At 43.6% G+C, this 20,432-nt stretch carries 17 protein-coding genes; 11 read left to right on the top strand and 6 right to left on the bottom strand.

Features of this window, described 5'->3' with window-relative positions; genetic code table 11:
• The first annotated feature begins 37 nt into the window (after window positions 1-37).
• Both AB4375_RS13820 and AB4375_RS13825 read left to right on the top strand, forming a co-directional pair.
• Window positions 38-1,057 (top strand): porin, encoded by a 1,020-nt coding sequence (locus AB4375_RS13820; RefSeq protein WP_372051817.1) that lies wholly within the window; start codon window positions 38-40, stop codon window positions 1,055-1,057.
• A 74-nt stretch (window positions 1,058-1,131) separates the two neighbouring features.
• A complete protein-coding gene (locus AB4375_RS13825; RefSeq protein WP_372051818.1) occupies window positions 1,132-1,779 on the top strand; it encodes a DUF2057 family protein in 648 nt (215 codons plus the stop codon).
• Between the two features lie 58 nt (window positions 1,780-1,837).
• On the opposite strand, the gene AB4375_RS13830 is transcribed toward AB4375_RS13825, so the two are convergent.
• The gene (locus tag AB4375_RS13830) at window positions 1,838-2,566 is read right to left on the bottom strand and encodes a pseudouridine synthase (RefSeq protein WP_372051819.1); all 729 of its coding nucleotides are present in this window, start codon (window positions 2,564-2,566) and stop codon (window positions 1,838-1,840) included.
• Between the two features lie 321 nt (window positions 2,567-2,887).
• On the opposite strand from AB4375_RS13830, the gene AB4375_RS13835 reads away from it, so the two are divergent.
• Window positions 2,888-5,113 carry an NADP-dependent isocitrate dehydrogenase gene (locus tag AB4375_RS13835; protein WP_017067848.1) on the top strand — a complete coding sequence of 742 codons (2,226 nt, stop codon included), beginning with the start codon at window positions 2,888-2,890 and terminating at the stop codon, window positions 5,111-5,113.
• Between the two features lie 327 nt (window positions 5,114-5,440).
• Here the strand turns inward: AB4375_RS13835 and cspD are convergent, their stop codons facing one another.
• Window positions 5,441-5,662, bottom strand: coding sequence for a cold shock domain-containing protein CspD (gene cspD / locus AB4375_RS13840; RefSeq protein WP_004736548.1), 222 nt, complete (start codon window positions 5,660-5,662; stop codon window positions 5,441-5,443).
• Window positions 5,663-6,245: 583 nt separating this feature from the next.
• On the opposite strand from cspD, the gene clpS reads away from it, so the two are divergent.
• Both clpS and clpA read left to right on the top strand, forming a co-directional pair.
• Window positions 6,246-6,566 (top strand): ATP-dependent Clp protease adapter ClpS, encoded by a 321-nt coding sequence (gene clpS, locus AB4375_RS13845; RefSeq protein ID WP_004737430.1) that lies wholly within the window; start codon window positions 6,246-6,248, stop codon window positions 6,564-6,566.
• A gap of 39 nt (window positions 6,567-6,605) precedes the next feature.
• The gene (gene clpA / locus AB4375_RS13850) at window positions 6,606-8,879 is read left to right on the top strand and encodes an ATP-dependent Clp protease ATP-binding subunit ClpA (protein WP_017062108.1); all 2,274 of its coding nucleotides are present in this window, start codon (window positions 6,606-6,608) and stop codon (window positions 8,877-8,879) included.
• Window positions 8,880-9,080: 201 nt separating this feature from the next.
• Here clpA and infA read toward each other — a convergent pair whose 3' ends face one another.
• From infA to aat, 3 genes are all read right to left on the bottom strand, one after another.
• Window positions 9,081-9,299: a translation initiation factor IF-1 gene (gene infA / locus AB4375_RS13855; protein ID WP_001040192.1), complete on the bottom strand. Its 219-nt coding sequence runs from the start codon at window positions 9,297-9,299 to the stop codon at window positions 9,081-9,083.
• An 81-nt stretch (window positions 9,300-9,380) separates the two neighbouring features.
• Window positions 9,381-10,079 carry an arginyltransferase gene (locus AB4375_RS13860; RefSeq protein WP_017070019.1) on the bottom strand — a complete coding sequence of 233 codons (699 nt, stop codon included), beginning with the start codon at window positions 10,077-10,079 and terminating at the stop codon, window positions 9,381-9,383.
• Entirely contained in the window at window positions 10,079-10,789 is a 711-nt protein-coding gene (gene aat / locus AB4375_RS13865) for a leucyl/phenylalanyl-tRNA--protein transferase (RefSeq protein ID WP_017063504.1), read from the bottom strand. The genes AB4375_RS13860 and aat overlap by 1 nt, the downstream gene beginning before the upstream one ends.
• 53 nt (window positions 10,790-10,842) lie before the next feature.
• On the opposite strand from aat, the gene AB4375_RS13870 reads away from it, so the two are divergent.
• Both AB4375_RS13870 and aroA read left to right on the top strand, forming a co-directional pair.
• On the top strand, window positions 10,843-11,298 hold the full coding sequence (locus tag AB4375_RS13870; RefSeq protein WP_372051820.1) for a glycine zipper 2TM domain-containing protein: 456 nt from the start codon (window positions 10,843-10,845) through the stop codon (window positions 11,296-11,298).
• 162 nt (window positions 11,299-11,460) lie between these two features.
• Window positions 11,461-12,741 (top strand): 3-phosphoshikimate 1-carboxyvinyltransferase, encoded by a 1,281-nt coding sequence (gene aroA / locus AB4375_RS13875; protein WP_017062105.1) that lies wholly within the window; start codon window positions 11,461-11,463, stop codon window positions 12,739-12,741.
• 61 nt (window positions 12,742-12,802) lie between these two features.
• On the opposite strand, the gene AB4375_RS13880 is transcribed toward aroA, so the two are convergent.
• A complete protein-coding gene (locus AB4375_RS13880) occupies window positions 12,803-13,048 on the bottom strand; it encodes a YciN family protein (protein ID WP_017062104.1) in 246 nt (81 codons plus the stop codon).
• A 439-nt stretch (window positions 13,049-13,487) separates the two neighbouring features.
• On the opposite strand from AB4375_RS13880, the gene topA reads away from it, so the two are divergent.
• From topA to AB4375_RS13900, 4 genes are all read left to right on the top strand, one after another.
• Window positions 13,488-16,118, top strand: coding sequence for a type I DNA topoisomerase (gene topA, locus AB4375_RS13885; RefSeq protein ID WP_017067846.1), 2,631 nt, complete (start codon window positions 13,488-13,490; stop codon window positions 16,116-16,118).
• Between the two features lie 524 nt (window positions 16,119-16,642).
• Window positions 16,643-17,872 carry a glucose-1-phosphate adenylyltransferase gene (gene glgC / locus AB4375_RS13890; protein ID WP_080582251.1) on the top strand — a complete coding sequence of 410 codons (1,230 nt, stop codon included), beginning with the start codon at window positions 16,643-16,645 and terminating at the stop codon, window positions 17,870-17,872.
• A complete protein-coding gene (gene glgA / locus AB4375_RS13895) occupies window positions 17,862-19,316 on the top strand; it encodes a glycogen synthase GlgA (RefSeq protein ID WP_102394106.1) in 1,455 nt (484 codons plus the stop codon). Before glgC ends, glgA begins: the two co-directional genes overlap by 11 nt.
• A 285-nt stretch (window positions 19,317-19,601) precedes the next feature.
• Complete coding sequence (locus tag AB4375_RS13900) at window positions 19,602-20,399, top strand: alpha/beta fold hydrolase (protein WP_017062100.1); 798 nt, start codon at window positions 19,602-19,604, stop codon at window positions 20,397-20,399.
• Window positions 20,400-20,432: the final 33 nt, after the last annotated feature.

Here is a 20,432-nt window from a genome sequence, read left to right on the forward strand (position 1 = left end):
AGGATCTCCCATTCTTAGAAAAGGCAGTGGATTTATTATGAAAAAGACTCTATTAGCGCTAGCTATCGCAGCTACAGCAACTTCTGTAAACGCAGCAGAAATTTACTCTAACGACGATACTAAAGTTGGCCTAAAAGGCGAGGTAGATATCTACCTACAACAATCTGAAGTAGACGAGACTCTAACTAAAACAGTTAAAAACGAAGCTGACGTTTCTACTTGGGCTAAAATTCAACTAGACGCTGAGCAGAAGCTTAACGACCAGTTCACAGCATTCGCATCTTTCGAAATCGAAACTGACGGCAGCAACGCTAAGTTCGATGACGTTCTAGCTGGTTTTAAAACTGACACTTGGGGTATGGCTTTCGGTGAAACTGGCGACCTAGCAGAATCTGCTGACGCTATCCAGAAAGATGATATCACAAACGAAGGTAACTACATGGGCTCTACTGGTGGTCACCACCGCGAGTCTTCTGGCCACGGCGCTGTATTCAAAGGTCAATTCGTTGAAGGTTTCACAATCGTAGCTGACGTTAACACTGATTCTACTGAAGACGTTGACAACACTTACGGTATCTCTGCAGATTACGCATTCAGCAACTTCTCTATCGGTGCTTCTTACATCAGTGGTGACGCTGCTAAAGACGTAGATTACTCTCTTGCTGGTGTTTCTGCTTCTGCTGAATTTGGTGGTTTTTACTTAGCGCTTACTTACGCACAGTTTGAAGGCAACCAAGGTTACGGTTACTGGGACCTATCTGACATCGCTGCTGATTCTTACGGCAACGGTGAAACTATGGGTATCGCAGCTGCTTACCAAATCGACGCTGTTCGTCTATACGCTACATACTCTGTAGCAACAACTGACGAAATCGCTACAGCAGCGGGTACTTCTAAGATCTCTGATATCGACTCTACTAACCTAGTTGTTGGTGTTGATTACGCATTCCGTGACAACATCCTATTCCTAGCTGAATACCAAACTGCTGATTTCGAATACGCATCACAAACTCTAGATGCTGACGGCGTTATCGCTGGTGTTTACTACACATTCTAATCTGTAGTTAACTATGCTATACAAAAGCCAGCTATTAGCTGGCTTTTTTACATTTATTGATTAAGGAATCGTACATGAACAAGTGGTATTTGAGTTTTGTCTGTCTATTCTCTGCACCATACGCAACGGCTGCTCTTGATTTGGCTTCTGGTATTTCGCTAAATACTTTGAACGGTGAGGTTGTTGAAAGTGTGGAAGACGCTGTATTCACCTCAGGTGAAAACCAACTCGTTTTAGATTACACAGGGTATTTGAGCGATAAAGGCAAACGCGAGTTTATCAGTACAGTTCCTTACATTATGGTAGTTAATGTTCCCGAAAATGCTGATGTTGATATTGATCTTCTAAGTAGAAAGTACGCTAAAATCGAAAAAAATGTAGACAGAGAACTTCCTATATTCAGTATTTCGGTAAATGGTGATGAAGTAGAATTCGAGCAAGAAGTTTTGCCTCCATCTCAAGGTGCACTGCCTTACAGCGATATCCCTCAGTTGGTTAAAGACTACAACCAAGAAAGAGGCTTAGTTTTTGATTCTGGAAAGATTCGCTCATTGAAAGAAGAACTCGCGGCAGTACAAACTGGTGCTGTGGTTGGTGCGACAGTTGCTGCTGATAGTACGGTGCAAGAGTCTGAAAATACGCTTCAACTTAAGCTATGGTATTCAAGAGCAAATGAAGAAGAGCGTAAAGTATTCCGTAAATGGATGATTGATCAAGAGTAATCAATCTTCACGTACAAAAAAGCGAGACGTATATCTCGCTTTAATATATTGCTACGAGTTAAATCTCTTTCCACTCACCAGGCTGAAGCTGCCCCACATTCATGTTACCCATTGAATAGCGGATAAGACGTAGGGTAGGGAAGCCGATATTTGCTGTCATTCGTCTTACTTGGCGGTTACGCCCTTCGATGATTGTAATAGCTAACCATGTTGTCGGTATCGCGGCTCTGAAGCGAACTGGAGGATTTCTATCCCACACTTCAGGTTCTTGCATCACTTCTACTTTAGCCGGTAGTGTCATGCCGTCTTTTAGTTCGACACCTTTTCTCAATTTATCTAAATCTTCCTCAGAAGGTGCGCCTTCAACCTGTACCCAGTAAGTCTTTGCGGATTTTGAGTTTGGTTGAGTTAGCTTAGCTTGAAAAATACCATCGTTGGTCAAGACCATTAACCCTTCGCTGTCGCGGTCAAGGCGACCTGCAGCATAAACGTCTTTCACTGGAATAAAGTCCGCTAGCGTTTTTCTCCCTTCGCCATCTGTAAATTGGCTTAGAGTATCGAAAGGCTTGTTGAACAGAATTACTTTGCGATCTTCGAGCGCAACCTTAGGTTTTGCATTGGTAGGCTTGCCTTTATATCGGTGCTTGCTTGAGTGAGATTTGTTGTGCGAATTGCCAGTGTTATTCTTATCACTGCTTCGGCTTTGTCTATTACCGCTTTGTTTTAATGTTGCACCAGAACGAGCCGGTTTGTCTGAACGAGATGCGCTGCGTGAGCGAGTAGACATGTTAACTACCTTGCAAAAATGTAAACGAAGTGTGCTGAAAAGTTTTCACTGAAACGGAATTGAGCTATCATTTGCGCGCCTAAAAGACACAAAATAGAACAAGTTGATGGACTCTTAAGCCTGATTTGTTTAATTATACCTTCGTGTTTTATTATAACAACGCACTCACGGATTTGGTTCATGCTGTCATCAAGATTGTATGAAAAATAAGATAGAGTAAGACTATCGAGTAAGCAGTTTTCACTCTTAGAGTGGCTTACTGGTCAATTTATAACACGCTCACTACTTTAAATGAGCTTGTAAGAACTATAGGGAAATTTCATGCCTACTGAAAAACCAACGATCATCTATACCATTACAGACGAAGCTCCGGCGCTAGCAACATACTCTCTGCTGCCTATCATTCAATCTTTTACAGCTTCTTCTGGTATTAACGTTGATACTCGCGACATTTCACTTGCAGGGCGTATTATTGCCAACTTCCCTGACTATTTGAACGAAGAGCAACGTATTGGTGATGCATTAGCAGAACTAGGTGAATTGGCTAAGACACCAGAAGCAAACATTATCAAGCTTCCAAACATCTCTGCATCTGTACCTCAGCTTCAAGCAACAATCAAAGAGCTACAGTCAAAAGGTTACGCACTTCCTAATTACCCAGAAGAAGCAAACACTGACGAAGAGAAAGCAGTAAAAGCGACTTACGACAAAATCAAAGGCAGTGCAGTAAATCCAGTATTGCGTGAAGGTAACTCGGATCGCCGCGCTCCACTTTCTGTTAAAAACTACGCGAAGAAGAACCCACACTCAATGGGTGCTTGGTCTGCAGATTCTAAGTCGCACGTTTCAAGTATGGACGACAAAGACTTCTTCGGTAGCGAAAAGTCAGTAACCATTGAAGGTGCTACAGAAGTTAGCATTGAATTCGTTGGCAAAGATGGTGCGAAGAAAACATTGAAGCCAGCTTTTGCACTGCAAGATAAAGAGATCATTGATGCGTCAGTGATGAATAAGGCCGCTTTGGTTGCATTCTTCGAAAAAGAAATCGCATCGGCTAAAGAGCAAGGTGTGCTGCTTTCTCTTCACTTGAAAGCGACGATGATGAAAGTATCTGACCCAGTGATCTTTGGTCACGCGGTTAAGGTTTACTACAAAGACGTATTTGCTAAACACGGTCAGCTGTTTGAAGAGTTAGGCGTTGATGTAAATAACGGCATCGGTGATGTCTACGCGAAGATTGATGCGCTTCCTCAAGAGCAGAAAGAAGCAATCGAAGCTGACCTGCAAGCGGTATACGAGACTCAGCCACCACTAGCGATGGTTGATTCGGACCGTGGCATTACTAACCTACACGTACCAAGCGATATCATTGTGGATGCATCTATGCCTGCAATGCTGCGTTCTTCTGGTCAAATGTGGGATCCAGAAGGTAAGCAAAAAGATACCAAAGCAATGATCCCAGATCGTAGCTACGCGAGCATTTACCAAGCGGTTATTGATTTCTGTAAAGAGAACGGCGCGTTCGATCCAACAACGATGGGTAGCGTACCAAACGTTGGCTTGATGGCTCAAAAAGCGGAAGAGTACGGTTCTCATGATAAGACTTTCATCCTTGAAGCTGCTGGTCAGGTTCAAGTTGTTGACGCTTCAGGCGCTGTGCTTCTTGAGCAAGACGTAGAGGAAGGCGATATCTTCCGTATGTGTCAGGTTAAAGATGCACCAATCCAAGACTGGGTTAAGCTTGCGGTAACGCGTGCTCGTGCATCGGGTGTTCCAGCGGTATTTTGGCTAGATGCGTCACGCGCACATGATGCTCAGCTTATCAAGAAAGTTGAAGCATACCTTCCTGAATACGATACCGATGGTCTTGAAATTAAGATCCTTGCTCCACTTGAAGCGACTCAATACTCACTGGTTCGTATCAAAGAAGGCCTAGATACTATTTCGGTTACTGGTAACGTATTACGTGATTACCTAACTGACTTGTTCCCGATTTTAGAGCTTGGTACATCAGCTAAGATGCTATCGATTGTTCCACTAATGAACGGTGGTGGTCTGTTTGAAACAGGTGCTGGCGGCTCTGCTCCTAAACATGTTCAACAAGTAGAGAAAGAAAACCACCTGCGTTGGGATTCTCTAGGTGAATTCTTGGCACTAGCGGCATCTCTAGAGCACCTGAGCGTAGTAACAGGTAACGCTAAAGCACAAGTTCTAGCTGATGCGCTTGATAAAGCGACGGGTGAGTTCCTTGATAACAACAAGTCTCCTTCACGTCGAGTAGGTGAGCTTGATAACCGTGGTAGCCACTACTATCTAGCGGCATACTGGGCTAAGGCGCTTGCTGAGCAAACGGCTGACGCTGATCTTGCTGCTGAGTTTGCAGGTGTGGCAAGTCAACTGGCTGAAAGTGAAGAAGCGATCGTTGCAGAGCTGAACAACGCTCAAGGTGTGGCTGGCGACTTAGGTGGTTACTACCTACTTGACGATGCATTGGTTTCAACACTAATGCGCCCAAGCTCAACGCTAAACGCGTTTATTGATGCATAGTGATTGGACTCATCGTTAGTCACTCATGAGCGTGATTTGCTAACGAGTTGCTTAGGCTGATAGCTAAGTTATAGATAAAGTCAAAACGAAAGACGCTTTAACGATAATGTTAAAGCGTCTTTTTTCTATCTAATACTTCTTAAGACCTAGCTTAAGGGGAGTAGCTCTTCGAGCTCATTGTCCAGTGAGCAACTTTAGAGCCCCCAAAACGAAAAAAACCGCTCACGTAATCCTGTGTTACAGGTATTAAATGAGCGGTTTCAATATTCTGTTTACCTGTCAGCCGTTAATGACGACTGATGGAGGTTAACATGAGTTTGCATTCGCCTATTTTGCGGCGCTGCCTTCTACAGGAACAACGGAGCTAGCATGCGAGCCTTTAGGTCCACTTTCCACTTCATAGTCGACCTGCTGACCAGCCTTTAAGGTTCGATAACCTTCCATTTGTATTGTGGAGTAGTGCGCGAAAATATCGCCGTCTTCACCTTCTGGACAAATAAAGCCAAACCCTTTGGCATTGTTAAACCATTTTACTGTACCTGTAGCCATGCTATACATCCCTCATGCATTTTGTTACTAACGTTGTTATATCAATTGTTGTAAGTGCGATTGATATCATTCCTACCAGCTAAAGAATTTCAGCTAATAGCTTGAATCTCGTACATTGCTTACGGAATTAACGCTACCCTGCGTAATTATTCCTTATTGTTAATTTTTGAAGCGTGTTACTGATTTTAATTCATGTTGCAAAAGTGTATTAAAAAACCTTTTAGCTTCAATGTAGCTAATGATTGAGCACAGTCAATAGTAAATTGGTATAAAGCGATTAATTTTAATAACAAATCACATTCGAGATTAACCGCAAACTATTAACTAAATAGTAACTTAGCGGTAATCTTATCGTTAGTATCAATAGTTATGGCGTCTTTTTAATCAATCACATATGTTAATCCTGTTAATCGAGATCTTTTATTTGCAGCGATGGAAATGGTGGATTAGGCTCAGTATAGAGGAATATTTTTTGGTACTGTTTCTCGGTGCAGTTTCTTAGTACACCGTAAAGCGTGAATGTGGTAAATTTGAGTTAGGTAAACACTCACGATTTCCGAAAAATAACCCTTAGCAAAGCGATATGAGCAGAAACTTTGAATGGGCATCTCCAGGCTCAGATTTACTGGAGAAAGAAGCAACAAAAGTAAAGCCACCGGCGATGTATAACGTTGTGTTGAATAACGATGACTACACGCCCATGGACTTTGTAATCGAGATCCTAGAGCGATTCTTCTCACTAGATATCGAAAAAGCAACGGAAGTGATGCTCAAGGTTCATTATGAAGGTAAAGCTATATGCGGCACATACAGTGCTGAAATAGCGGAAACAAAGGTAGCGCAGGTCACGATGTACTCAAAGGAAAATGAGCATCCGCTACTATGTACAATGGAGCAAGTATAAATTGCTCGAACAACACTGTTGTTCCCTTAGGAGGTACTTATGCTAAATAAAGAATTAGAGACGAGTTTAAATGGCGCATTTGCTCGTGCGCGAGACAAGCGACATGAATTCATGACTGTCGAACACCTCCTACTAGCATTATTAGAAAATGATGCGGCCAAGGAAGCGCTCCAAGCTTGTCAGGCTGATCTCGATGCTCTTCGCAATGAGCTCGATATTTTTATCGATCAAACGACCCCACTTATCCCTGAAAGCGACGAAACTCGCGAAACTCAGCCTACGTTGAGCTTCCAACGAGTACTTCAACGCGCTGTTTTCCATGTTCAATCTTCAGGTCGCAGCGAAGTAACAGGTGCTAACGTACTTGTGGCTATTTTTAGTGAGCAAGAATCTCACGCGGCATATCTTCTCAAGAAAAACGACATTAGTCGCTTAGATATTGTTAACTTCATCTCACACGGTATTACCAAAGCGAGCAACGAAGGCGACAGTCCTTCATCATCCGATTCATTTGGTGGTGCAGAAAATGCTGAAGAAGCTAACTCTGAAGACCGTTTAGAAAATTTTGCTACTAACCTTAACGAAGTCGCAAAGCAGGGCAATATTGACCCACTAATCGGTCGTGACAAAGAGCTAGAACGCACTATCCAAGTTCTGTGTCGTCGTCGTAAGAACAACCCTCTGTTAGTGGGTGAAGCGGGGGTAGGTAAAACTGCCATCGCGGAAGGTCTTGCATGGCGCATCGTTGAAGGACAAGTGCCTGAAATCATTCAGAGCAGCGTAATTTATTCTCTAGATATCGGTTCACTGTTAGCCGGAACCAAATATCGTGGTGACTTTGAGAAACGTTTTAAAGCGATTCTTAAGCAACTGGAGAAAGAAGAAGACGCGATTCTGTTCATCGATGAGATCCACACCATTATCGGTGCCGGGGCTGCATCGGGTGGTCAGGTTGATGCGGCAAACTTAATTAAACCACTACTAAGCAGTGGCAAATTACGTTGCATCGGTTCAACAACGTACCAAGAGTACAGCAGTATTTTTGAGAAGGAGCGTGCTTTAGCTCGTCGCTTCCAGAAAATAGATATTATTGAACCATCGCTAGACGATACGACCAAGATCCTGATTGGCTTGAAGCCAAAATACGAAGCTCACCACGAAGTGCGCTACACCAACAAAGCGTTGCGTGCCGCTGTGGAGCTGTCAGCTAAATACATTAATGAACGCCACCTTCCTGATAAGGCCATTGACGTAATCGATGAAGCGGGCGCTCGTAGTCGTTTGGCACCTGCAAGCCGTCGTAAGAAAACGGTAAGCGTGGCTGATATTGAGTCAATGGTTGCGAAAATGGCGCGTATTCCTGAAAAGTCAGTATCGTCTTCAGACAAAGATACACTCCAGAAACTGGATGAGCGCATGAAAATGTTGGTATTCGGACAAGACCCTGCAATCGATGTATTGAGTGAAGCGATTAAGCTGACCCGTGCTGGATTGGGTGCAGACAATAAACCTGTTGGTTCATTCTTGTTTGCTGGTCCTACTGGTGTCGGTAAAACAGAGGTGACTGTTCAGCTGTCTAAGTTGATGGGTATTGAGCTTCTGCGCTTTGATATGTCTGAGTACGGTGAGCGACACTCAGTGAGCCGCTTGATTGGTGCGCCTCCTGGTTATGTTGGTTACGACCAAGGTGGTTTGCTAACGGATGCCGTAATCAAGAACCCGCACTCTGTTGTGTTACTGGATGAAATCGAGAAAGCTCACCCAGATATCTTTAACTTGCTACTGCAGGTAATGGATAACGGCACGCTAACTGACAACAATGGTCGCAAAGCGGACTTCCGCAATGTGATTCTAGTGATGACGACCAACGCAGGTGTGGCTGAAACCGAGAAGAAATCGATCGGCCTGATCCAACAAGATCATGCGCCAGATGCGATGGGCGAAATCAAGAAGGTATTTACTCCTGAGTTCCGTAACCGTCTTGATAATATCATTTGGTTCAACAGCCTTGACCCAAGTGTGATTAGCCAAGTAGTTGATAAGTTCATTGTCGAGCTTCAGGTTCAACTGGACGCTCGTGGCGTGTCTTTAGAGGTTTCTGAGGATGCTCGTCACTGGTTAGCTGATAAAGGCTATGACAAGACCATGGGTGCTCGTCCAATGGGACGTGTTATTCAAGAGAAGCTTAAGAAACCACTTGCTAACGAGTTACTGTTCGGTAGCTTGGTTGATGGCGGTACGGTTAAAGTATCCCTGAAAAAAGACGAATTGGATTTCATCTATGTTGGTGCTAAAGAAGAGGTCATGCACTAACGAAGTGATTGATAAATCAAAGGCTTAAATATAAAACGCATGACTTAGGTTGTGCGTTTTTTTATGCTTGCGAGATGCGAGATGCGAGATGCGAGATGCGAGATGCGAGATGCGAGATTGATGTGCTTGTGTAGTAAAAAGCTCAGGCAATAAAAAACGGAGCCTTAAGCTCCGCTTCTTATTGTATTCGCTAATTAAAAATTAACGAGCACGGAAGACGATGCGGCCTTTAGAAAGGTCGTATGGAGTCATCTCAACAGTTACTTTATCACCAGTAAGAATACGGATGTAGTTCTTACGCATTTTACCAGAGATGTGTGCTGTCACTACGTGACCGTTTTCAAGCTCAACACGGAACATTGTGTTTGGTAGAGTATCAAGGACAGTGCCTTGCATCTCGATTACGTCTTCTTTAGCCATCTAATCCTCTTTCGAAATTTGGCGGTTTTCAACGGCTTGATTGTGCCGTTAAAATCAAAATATGTAAAGTTGTCGCGTATTCTACCCTTGCCACCGCTGATTTACTAGCCTTTGATGACGTTGAAATCGTACTTTATAGTTCATCGCAGGGCATTCATCGATTTGATAACCCAAATATAACCATTGTTTTTGTTCTTTCTGGGCATGTTGGATCTGAAATAGAACGCCAAGTGTTCCCATCGAAATGTCTATATCAGGATCGAAGAAGGTATAAAACGCGCTCGTACAGTGAGCCATGATGTCGGTTACGGCGATACCAACCAACTTGTTCTCATCATAGATGTGCATGAACTTTGTAGTAAGCCACTCATTTTTAGAGAATTGTAGAAACTCTTCTTTCTTGGGTGGGTACATGGTTCCCGAACGGTGACGAGCGGTGATATAGCGACTGTATAAGTCAAACCAGTTGTCATCCATCTCATCTTTCAGTTCCCAACGTAGTGATTTTCCTTTGTTAAGGATCCGTCGTAGGCTTTTGGAAAGCTTAACCTCAGGAATTGAAAGCCGAATCGCTTGGCATGCTGAGCAATTATCGCAATGTGGCTTATAAATGGTTGAACCACTGCGGCGAAATCCATTCGCAAGCAGAACTTCATAGTTATCTGAGGTGTGCATGTGTTCGTCAAGCGTGACCGCCACTCTCTCTTCGAAGTGAGGTAAGTAGCTGCAAGCGTGATTGTCTGTTAATCCAATTCTGATTTGTTGTAAATCTGGATTCATTAAGGCATTTCCTTTAGCCATTGGGTTTTAAAGCATGCATCGTCAACGGAGAACTCTTTGAGTAATTGCAGAGAGCCTAGGAATTCATCCCTATCAACCTCGATAGCGCCCAAGGATTCCAAGTGAGGGTTCATGACTTGGCAATCAATCAGTTGTCCGCCGAATCGGGTAAAGTGTTTACAAAAGTACCACAGCGCAATTTTAGAGGCATTGGTCTTTAGGCTGAACATCGATTCACCGCAAAAGACTTGGCCTCTTTGTAAGCCGTAAAGTCCACCGATCAGTTCATCATCTTGCCAAACCTCAACCGAGTGGCAGAAACCTAATGAAGCGAGTTTGCGGTAGGCTGACTGCATGTCGCTGTTTAGCCAGGTTTCTTCTTCGGGTCTTAGTGAAGAGCAATAACCAATTACTCTGTCCGTCGCTTGGTTGATGCTGACTCGGTAATTGTGCTTTCTTTGAAACTTTTTAAGACTTTTTGACGGTTCGAATGTCTTAGGATTAAATACCGCTCGCGGTGCAGGGCTCCACCAAAGTATAGGCTCACCTGGGCCATACCATGGAAATATACCTTGGCTATAAGCGTTTAAAATTCGCATTGGTGATAAATCACCACCGAAGGCGAGCAGACCGTTGGGGTCATCAAGCGCGTCGAAAGGCGAAGGAAACTCTATACTAGTAGTATCAAGTTCGGTTAGGTATATAGTCATAAGTACCGCATTACAGATTAATCACTGACCAAGAGGTCTTTAGGAGTTTTACCATGAAGAAGTTGCTTTGGATTTTACTTGTTTTGCCCATGTTGGCAAATGCAGCTTACAACAGAAACCAAGCTCGACCAGTAAACGAGGTGGTTTATGGTGAGATTGATGCGGTCAGATACATCACTCAGCAAGAGATCGTTGAGTCGAAAGCGAATGGTTGGGAAACCTTGTTAGGTGCGGCGATTGGTGGCTTGATTGGTAACCAGTTTGGCGGCGGCACCGGTAAAGAAGTGGCGACAGCTGTCGGCGCAGTAGCGGGCGCGGGTATTGCTCGTAACCGAGGTAACACACAATATAAAGTAGAGTACAAACTGGTCGAGTTATTGGTCAAAACCAAAGACGACAAGTTGGTCAACATCATCCAAGATGTCGATAACTCGATGCTGTTCAACAGAGGCGATGATGTACGAATTCTCTATTTTTCAGATGGTGTTCGAGTTGATCTCGTGTACTAGTATATAAATACGATTGATTGGCTAATTAATCACCGGTTTGGGCTGGATTAGCTCTGGAGTTCGTTGGAAAAGTTCGTTAGTCTGCAAGTACGAAGAATTATTCATCACCCGAAAATAAATACGCACCAGTGACTTCGGGTGGTACAAGGACTATAAGATTTAATGGAAAGCCTTACGTTACAACCAATTCAAAAAGTGAACGGGGAAGTTAACCTACCTGGTTCAAAAAGCGTTTCCAACCGTGCACTTCTTTTGGCTGCACTTTCTACGGGAACCACTCGCCTAACAAACTTGCTAGACAGTGATGATATTCGTCATATGTTGAATGCATTGACTCAGTTAGGTGTTGATTATCAGTTGTCTGCAGACAAAACCGTTTGTGAAGTGACAGGTGTTGGTGGTGCATTCTCAAGTGACAAAGCCCTAGAGCTTTTCTTAGGTAACGCGGGTACGGCGATGCGTCCGTTGGCGGCTGCACTATGTTTAGGTCGCGGTGAATACGTTCTTACTGGTGAGCCTCGCATGAAAGAGCGCCCAATTGGCCACTTAGTAACAGCACTACGAGAAGCCGGTGCCGACGTTGAATATTTAGAGAACGAAAACTACCCGCCATTGAAGATCACAGGTACCGGTTTGAAGAGCGGTACGGTTTCTATCGACGGTTCGATCTCTAGTCAATTTTTGACGGCATTTTTGATGGCTGCGCCTTTAGCTGAAGGTGAAGTGACCATTAAAATTGACGGTGAATTGGTTTCTAAACCTTACATCGATATTACGCTGCACATCATGAAGCAATTTGGTGTGGACGTGATCAATAATGATTACCAAGAGTTTGTGATTCCTACCGGGCAATCTTACTCGGCACCGGGTGATTTCTTGGTTGAAGGTGATGCATCATCTGCGTCATATTTCCTTGCAGCCGCTGCTATCAAAGGTGGTGAGATTAAGGTCACTGGTATTGGTAAAAACAGTATCCAAGGTGATATCCAATTCGCTGATGCGCTTGAGAAAATGGGTGCGGAAATCGAATGGGGTGACGACTACGTTATTTCTCGTTGTGGCGAGCTGAAAGGCATTGATATGGACTATAACCATATCCCAGATGCTGCGATGACTATCGCGACAACCGCATTGTTTGCGAAAGGCACAACGGCAATCCGTAATGTCTACAACTGGCGTGTGAAAGAGACAGACCGCTTGGCTGCAATGGCAACAGAGCTACGCAAAGTCGGCGCTGAAGTGGAAGAGGGTGAAGATTACATTATTGTTAACCCTGTGGCTGAACTGACTCATGCGGCGATTGATACTTACGATGATCACCGTATGGCGATGTGTTTCTCGCTGGTTGCTTTGAGCGATACGCCTGTGACGATTAATGATCCAGGTTGTACGTCAAAGACATTCCCTGATTATTTCGACAAGCTGAAAATGCTAAGTCTATAAAAATGCTTAGTATGTAAAGGTTTAGGAACAAAAAAGCTTGCCTAAGTGGCAAGCTTTTTAATTATTGCTGAATTGTAAATTCTTTCGAAAGGTGGTGCGCTAAGTATTTAAACATGTTAAATACCGCGGTTGTATTCTCTGTCGGCATTCCATTGCTGTCTAAGAAGTATTCACCTTTGAAGACGAGTACATCGTCTTTTTCTACTACGCTGTTTGCGCGCATGCCTTCAATGTAGTCATCATGTGATTGGATAATTTGGTTTGCGATAAGCAGTAAATCAAATTCTGCTATTACTTTCTTTGTCATGAGTTTATCTCTGATAACTGAATATAACGTTGAGTTTATGGTGTCGAACTAGAAATTCAATGATTTCACAACCGATTAAGAGAGTCTTTTCAAACATCCACAATTTATTTTGTGATTTACGGCAAAAATAATTGAATGGGGCTCGCGTTAGATTCGCGGACAAGCTTAGTATGAGCCCGTTTAGACGTAATGCCTGATGAATAGGCTCTTGCAAGTATTCTTAGTGAGTACTTTATAGCTTCTTTATATTGTGACCCTTTTATCTATGAGTCGTCGAATTGTCGAGCGATCAGATCCAATTTTGAAAAAAGCGGTTGATCTTCTAGTAATCTCGCACAATAGTAAAAAAAGAAGCAATGAATTTAGAATATCATGCGTAAAAGCCCACAAGCTAAATTGTTGGTGCTGAAGCATCGTGATTAAGGACGTTAGAGTCAATATGGGTAAATCGCTCGTTATAGTGGAGTCGCCAGCCAAGGCTAAAACTATCAATAAATATCTTGGCAAAGACTTTGTCGTTAAGTCGAGTGTAGGTCACGTACGTGATTTACCAACGGCAGGTCAAAGTACTGGTCAAAAGGCTGCTGCAGTTTCAACCAAGGGTATGAGCCCAGAAGACAAAGCTCGTATCAAGAAAGAAAAAGATCGCAAAGCTCTTATCAAAAAGATGGGTATCAACCCGTATAAAGAGTGGGAAGCGAACTACCAAATCCTACCTGGTAAAGAGAAAGTCGTCGCTGAATTGCAAAAACTGGCTGAGAACGCAGACCATGTTTATCTCGCAACCGATTTGGACCGCGAAGGAGAAGCTATCGCATGGCACCTTCGTGAGATCATCGGTGGCGATGAAACGCGATACAAGCGAGTGGTTTTTAACGAAATCACCAAGAATGCTATTCAACAAGCTTTCGAAACTCCAGGTGAGCTAAATATTGATGGCGTAAACGCACAACAAGCACGACGTTTTATGGACCGTGTTGTTGGCTTTATGGTGTCACCTCTGCTTTGGAAAAAAGTAGCACGAGGCCTGTCCGCTGGCCGTGTTCAATCAGTAGCGGTAAAACTACTGGTAGAGCGTGAGCGCGAGATCAACGCCTTTATCCCTGAAGAGTTCTGGGATGTGCATGCTGATACTAAAACAGCAGAGAAAACCGACTTTAGACTGCAAGTTGCACAGAAAGACGGTGTTGCGTTTAAACCTGAAAATGAAGCGCAAACACAAGCTGCTGTTAGCGTTTTAGAAAAAGCGCAATACGAAGTATGTAAACGTGAAGACCGCCCAACAAAGAGTAAGCCGTCTGCACCTTACATCACGTCGACGCTGCAACAAGCGGCGAGTACGCGTCTTGGTTATGGCGTAAAGAAAACCATGATGCTGGCTCAACGCCTGTATGAAGCGGGTTACATCACTTATATGCGTACTGATTCAACCAACTTGAGTTCAGAAGCTGTAGAAGCCGCTCGTGAATACATTGGTTCTGAGTACGGCGCGCAATACCTTCCACCTAAAGCTCTTGCATACGGCAGCAAAGAGGGCGCTCAAGAGGCCCACGAAGCGATTCGTCCTTCAAGTGTAGATGTTAAGTCGGAAGATCTAAACGGCGTAGACGCAGACGCACACAAGCTTTACTCGCTAATTTGGAATCAATTCGTAGCGTGTCAAATGACGCCAGCTCAATACGATTCAACGACAGTAAGCGTTAAAGCAGATGAGTACACGTTGAAAGCGAAAGGTCGTATCCTTAAATTTGATGGTTGGACTCGTGTTCAGCGTCCAATGGGCAAGAACGAAGATACGATCCTTCCAGCAGTACAGATCGGCGATAAGCTTGATCTGATTGCGCTAGACCCTAAACAGCACTTCACTAAGCCACCGGCTCGTTTCACTGAAGCGGCGCTAGTTAAAGAGCTTGAGAAGCGTGGTATTGGTCGTCCTTCAACATACGCATCAATCATCTCAACGATTCAAGATCGCGGTTATGTAAAAGTTGAACAGCGTCGTTTCTATGCTGAGAAGATGGGTGAAATTGTTACTGACCGTCTAGATGGCAGCTTCAATGACCTAATGAACTACGACTTCACTGCTCGTATGGAGCAGAAGTTGGACCAAATCGCAGAAGGCGAAGCAAGCTGGAAAGGCGTGCTAGATAACTTCTTCGAAGACTTTACTGGCGATTTGGAAAAAGCAGACTTAGACGAAGACGCTGGTGGCATGAAGCCAAATCATATCGTGGAAACCGATATTGAGTGTCCGACTTGTAGCCGTAAAATGGGTATTCGTACTGCTTCGACAGGCGTATTCCTTGGTTGTTCTGGCTATGCACTTCCACCAAAAGAGCGTTGTAAGACAACAATCAACCTTGGTGATGAAGAAGGCATTATCAACGTGCTTGAAGAAGACGTTGAAACAGCAGCACTTCGAGCTAAAAAGCGTTGTCCTATTTGTGAAACGGCAATGGATGCCTATCTAATCGATGATAAGCGTAAGATGCACGTATGTGGTAACAACCCGAACTGTGAAGGTTATGTGGTTGAGCACGGCGAATTTAAAGTGAAAGGCTACGATGGTCCACTTGTTGAGTGTGACAAGTGTGGTTCTGACATGGTTCTGAAGAACGGTCGTTTTGGTAAATACATGGACTGTACGAGTGAAGATTGTAAGAACACTCGTAAGATTCTGAAAAATGGCGAAGTTGCGCCACCAAAAGAAGACCCGGTGCATTTCCCTGAACTTCCGTGTGAAAATTCAGACGCGTACTTTGTTCTTCGTGATGGTGCTTCTGGTCTATTTATGGCTGCGAGCAACTTCCCTAAATCACGTGAAACACGTGCACCATTAGTGGAAGAGCTGGTTCGTTTTAAAGACCGTATCTCACCTAAGTTCCAATACCTAGCATCAGCGCCAGTTGCTGACCCTGATGGTAAGCCGACAGTGGTTCGTTTTAGTCGTAAGACCAAAGAAAACTACGTGCGTACTGAAGTAGATGGAAAACCGTCCGGTTGGACTGCGTTGTACATCGACGGTAAGTGGGAAGTTACGGATAAGCGTAAAAAGCCTAAAGAGAAATAACTGAACGTTATTGATGAAGAAGCAGCCTAATGGCTGCTTTTTTTTGATCTCAATATGACTAAATATGCAACTTGTTGACCTGGTGTTTCGTCTGCGAGAATTTATTAAATTCACATTGCAAAATAAATAATGCCAATTAATCAGATTTTCTTATGCAACTTTAACGAGAATGTAACTTAATTAAAATATTGTAACTCACAGATCAGCGTTTAGTTGTATACCTGATGTGTGTCGGGTGTTAATGTAATGTTTCGTCTGGACGGTGTAATGTGAGCTGCTTTAAGTCTTGGGAAAGCAATCAGCTTACGTACCACAGAATGGCGTATTAAAAATTGAATTCGGCCGAAAAGTCGATAACGTATATAAAACCAAGTGCAAAGAATAGTGCACACATAACAACGTTTGGCTTAGGATATTGTCACTGTATGTGAATGGATATTCGCTAAATACCGAAATAAGTGTTGGTGCTCATCCCCCAGAGGAAGATACCTCTACGAGTACTAACATCGACAAGCTATAGATATATGGAGAATAAAATGGCTGGTGTATTGGGAATGATTCTTGCTGGTGGTGAAGGCTCTCGCTTAAGACCTTTAACTGAATCTCGCAGCAAACCCTCGGTTCCTTTCGGTGGTAGTTACCGCTTAATTGATTTCGCTTTGAACAACTTCGTTAATGCTGATCTAATGAAGATCTACGTATTAACACAATTTAAGTCACAGTCACTGTTCCACCATATGAAAAAAGGCTGGAATATCAGTGGTATAACAGACCGTTTTATCGACCCAATTCCTGCGCAAATGCGTAAAGGAAAGCGTTGGTATGAAGGCACAGCAGATGCTATCTACCAAAACATGGGCTTTATGGAGTTGGAAGAACCTGATCAAGTATGTATTTTTGGTTCAGACCATATTTATAAGATGGACATCAAACAGATGCTTGATTTCCATAAAGAGAAGAAAGCGGCTCTAACAGTATCAGCATTGCGCATGCCGCTTGCTGAAGCATCAGAATTCGGTGTTATTGAGGTTGATGCTGACGGCCGTATGATTGGCTTTGAAGAGAAACCTGCAAATCCGAAGTCGATCCCGGGCGATCCAGAATCAGCGCTCGTTTCAATGGGCAACTACGTGTTCGAAGCGAAAGAGCTTTTTGCTGAACTAACGGAAGATGCTGATAGAGAAGGTTCGACACACGATTTCGGCAAAGATATTATTCCAAACATGTTCCCACGTGGTGACGTGTTTGTTTATGATTTCAGCACCAACCGTATTACTGGTGAGAAAGAAGAAGTTTACTGGCGCGATGTAGGTACGATTGACGCGTACTGGCAAGCGCACATGGACCTTCTTAAGAAAGATGCGCCATTCTCGCTATACAACCGTAAATGGCCTCTACACACTTATTACCCGCCACTACCACCAGCTACGTTTACTGATTCGGCAAATGGTCGAATTCAGATCATTGATAGCCTTGTGTGTAGCGGTAGTTATGTACGTGGTTCGCGTATTGAAAAGAGTGTATTGGGCTTCCGCAGCAATATCGCATCAGCGTGTGATATTAGCGAAAGTATCTTACTCGGTGATGTAAAAGTGGGTGAGGGTTGTATCCTGCGCCGCGTTATCATTGATAAAGATGCAGATATCGCACCGGGTACACAGATTGGTGTGAATCTGACAGAAGACAAAAAGCATTACCACGTATCTGACGATGGTGTTGTAGTGATTTCTAAAGGAGCACGAGTTGGTTACTAAGACTCTCTCGGTACTTTTTGTAGCGTCTGAAGTTGAAGGCTTGATTAAAAGTGGTGGCTTGGCTGATGTAGCCAAGGCACTGCCGAAAGCGTTGCAAACACTCGAACAGGACGTTCGAGTGACTATCCCCGCATATAGAAACATTCCAAACATTGATTCAGCAGAAGTTATTTTATCGACTGAACTCGATCATTGGCCTCATACGGCTTATCAAGTTAAAAAACTGAGCGTAGAAGGCGTTCCAGTTTTTGGTATTGAATGTGCCAAGTATTTCGACCGCCCGGAAATGTACGCAGAAAACAATCAAGCTTATGCTGATAACGGAGAGCGCTTCTCGTTCTTTAGTGCAGCCTGTCTTGATATGCTTCCTAAGCTTGGTTTCCAACCGGATATCATTCATGCAAATGACTGGCATACTGGTTTCGTTCCTTTCTTGCTTAAATCGCGTTATCAACAACACGATTTCTTTGAAAATACGCGCAGTGTTATTTCGATTCACAATGCGGTTTTCAAAGGTGTGTTCGCCTACGATGAACTTCAATTCCTGCCAGAGATGCACTGTTACCATGCGCCTGAAGCTTCAGTGAGTGACACTCATGTCACTATGCTAAGAGCTGGAGTGATGTGTGCGGATAAAGTGAACGCAGTAAGTCCTACCTATGCAGAAGAGTTGAAAACGGAATTAGGTAGCCACGGTATGGCTGCAGAATTCCAACACAGATCGGCTGATCTGTTCGGCATTTTGAATGGGTGTGATTATGGGGCTTGGAATCCGGAAACTGATGCTTTCCTTCCTCGTAAATACAAAGCGACCAAGCACAGCATGGCTCGCGGAAAATCAGCTTGTAAGCAAAAACTGCAACAAGATGTAGGTTTACCCGTTGCCGATTGCGCGGTTTATGGCATGGTTTGTCGCTTGACGAATCAAAAAGGTGTTCATTACTTACTGCCTATCATCGAACAGTTTTTGAAAAATGATCTTCAGATCGTGATTGTCGGTACTGGCGATCCGGTTTTGGCGAGTCAATTGAAAGAGCTATCAGCGCTTCACTCAGATAAGTTCTCGTTCGTAGAAGCGTACAATAATGAACTTGCGCACTTGGTTGAAGCAGGCTCTGATTTCTTCTTGATGCCTTCGGAATTTGAACCGTGTGGCTTAAACCAAATCTACAGCATGGCTTACGGTACTTTGCCGATTGTTCGTTCTGTGGGAGGTTTAAAAGACAGCGTGAATGATTACGATGAAGATCCTGAAGTCGCGACTGGGTTTGCTTTTGAAGAGCCAACACCGCAGGCGTTATTGGCTGTGTTACATCGTTCATTACTGCTTTATGCACAAAACCCATCTGAAATTAAGCGTGCTCAGCTTTATGCGATGCAGCAAGATTTTAGTTGGGAAGATGCGGCTAAAGAATACCTAGCTATGTATCATTCAGCATTTTAACTTGTTGACTTAGCTTTAAAATTAGCGGGCGGGCAACAACAGCTCGTAATAAATGAAGGCGCTCTAATTGTTGAGTGCCTTTTTGTTTCCTGGTCAGAGCACATCACGTTTACGAAGACAAAGCTTGCAAACTCATTTTTGTCAGGTAGAAAAGGTGAGGTAGGTATTCACATGACTAATGATAGGTTTGACACTATTATCACTTAAAGTTCTTAATAGCGTGGTATCCTTAGTCATCGCCTCGTGATGAGGCATAGCTCCATTCCAATAATTAAAGCGATAGGTATGTCTGAGAGTTTACTATTTCATAAAACATTTACTCACCCTACGAGCGATGAGTGGGTTGTATTTGTGCATGGCGCAGGAGGCAGTTCCTCCATCTGGTTCAAGCAGATCAAAGCGTATAAACAGCATTTCAACTTACTTCTCATTGATCTGAGAGGGCACGGTAAATCAGACAATATACTTAAAGGGCTGATTTCGAATCGTTATACGTTCAAATCGGTGACGCTTGATATTCTTAAAGTGTTAGACCATCTTAAGATCCGTTCTGCACATTTCGTTGGCATGTCTTTGGGCACGATTATTGTGCGTAACGTTGCCGAACTGGCGGCTGGCCGTGTACGTTCAATGGTACTGGGTGGCGCTGTCACCAAGCTAAACACTCGCTCTCAAGTGTTAATCAAGTTGGGTAACCTCAGCAAGCACATCATTCCTTACATGTGGTTATACAGCCTTTTTGCTTATGTTGTGATGCCACAAAAAAGCCAAAAAGAGTCTCGTCACCTTTTTATCCGCGAAGCCAAAAAACTGTGCCAGAAAGAATTTAAACGCTGGTTTATCTTAACGGCTGATGTAAACCCCTTGATGAAATATTTTAAAGATAGAGAGCTACCAATACCGACTCTTTATTTGATGGGTGAACGTGACTACATGTTTATTAAGCCTGTAAAAGAAATGGTTGCAGCGCATGAATCGAGTGAGCTAGTAGAAATCCCGAATTGTGGACACGTGTGTAACGTGGAAAACCCTGAAGAGTTTAATCAGCGTTCGATTGCGTTTATTCAAAAACAAATTCAGTGATTTTCTAGGCGTGAAATCAAAGATGATGAGTTA

Origin of the sequence: Vibrio sp. 10N.261.51.C6, assembly GCF_041471785.1 — a bacterium.
In the GTDB taxonomy this organism is placed as follows: Bacteria; Pseudomonadota; Gammaproteobacteria; order Enterobacterales; family Vibrionaceae; genus Vibrio; species Vibrio crassostreae_C.

Coding starts and splice junctions, on each gene's coding strand:
- AB4375_RS13825 (WP_372051818.1), top strand. CDS start 1,132: ATGAACAAGTGGTATTTGAGTTTTGTCTGTCTATTCTCTGCACCATAC.
- clpA (WP_017062108.1), top strand. CDS start 6,606: ATGCTAAATAAAGAATTAGAGACGAGTTTAAATGGCGCATTTGCTCGT.
- aroA (WP_017062105.1), top strand. CDS start 11,461: ATGGAAAGCCTTACGTTACAACCAATTCAAAAAGTGAACGGGGAAGTT.
- infA (WP_001040192.1), bottom strand. CDS start 9,299: ATGGCTAAAGAAGACGTAATCGAGATGCAAGGCACTGTCCTTGATACT.
- AB4375_RS13820 (WP_372051817.1), top strand. CDS start 38: ATGAAAAAGACTCTATTAGCGCTAGCTATCGCAGCTACAGCAACTTCT.
- AB4375_RS13900 (WP_017062100.1), top strand. CDS start 19,602: ATGTCTGAGAGTTTACTATTTCATAAAACATTTACTCACCCTACGAGC.
- cspD (WP_004736548.1), bottom strand. CDS start 5,662: ATGGCTACAGGTACAGTAAAATGGTTTAACAATGCCAAAGGGTTTGGC.
- AB4375_RS13870 (WP_372051820.1), top strand. CDS start 10,843: ATGAAGAAGTTGCTTTGGATTTTACTTGTTTTGCCCATGTTGGCAAAT.
- AB4375_RS13835 (WP_017067848.1), top strand. CDS start 2,888: ATGCCTACTGAAAAACCAACGATCATCTATACCATTACAGACGAAGCT.
- clpS (WP_004737430.1), top strand. CDS start 6,246: ATGAGCAGAAACTTTGAATGGGCATCTCCAGGCTCAGATTTACTGGAG.
- AB4375_RS13880 (WP_017062104.1), bottom strand. CDS start 13,048: ATGACAAAGAAAGTAATAGCAGAATTTGATTTACTGCTTATCGCAAAC.
- aat (WP_017063504.1), bottom strand. CDS start 10,789: ATGACTATATACCTAACCGAACTTGATACTACTAGTATAGAGTTTCCT.
- topA (WP_017067846.1), top strand. CDS start 13,488: ATGGGTAAATCGCTCGTTATAGTGGAGTCGCCAGCCAAGGCTAAAACT.
- AB4375_RS13830 (WP_372051819.1), bottom strand. CDS start 2,566: ATGTCTACTCGCTCACGCAGCGCATCTCGTTCAGACAAACCGGCTCGT.
- glgC (WP_080582251.1), top strand. CDS start 16,643: ATGGAGAATAAAATGGCTGGTGTATTGGGAATGATTCTTGCTGGTGGT.
- AB4375_RS13860 (WP_017070019.1), bottom strand. CDS start 10,079: ATGAATCCAGATTTACAACAAATCAGAATTGGATTAACAGACAATCAC.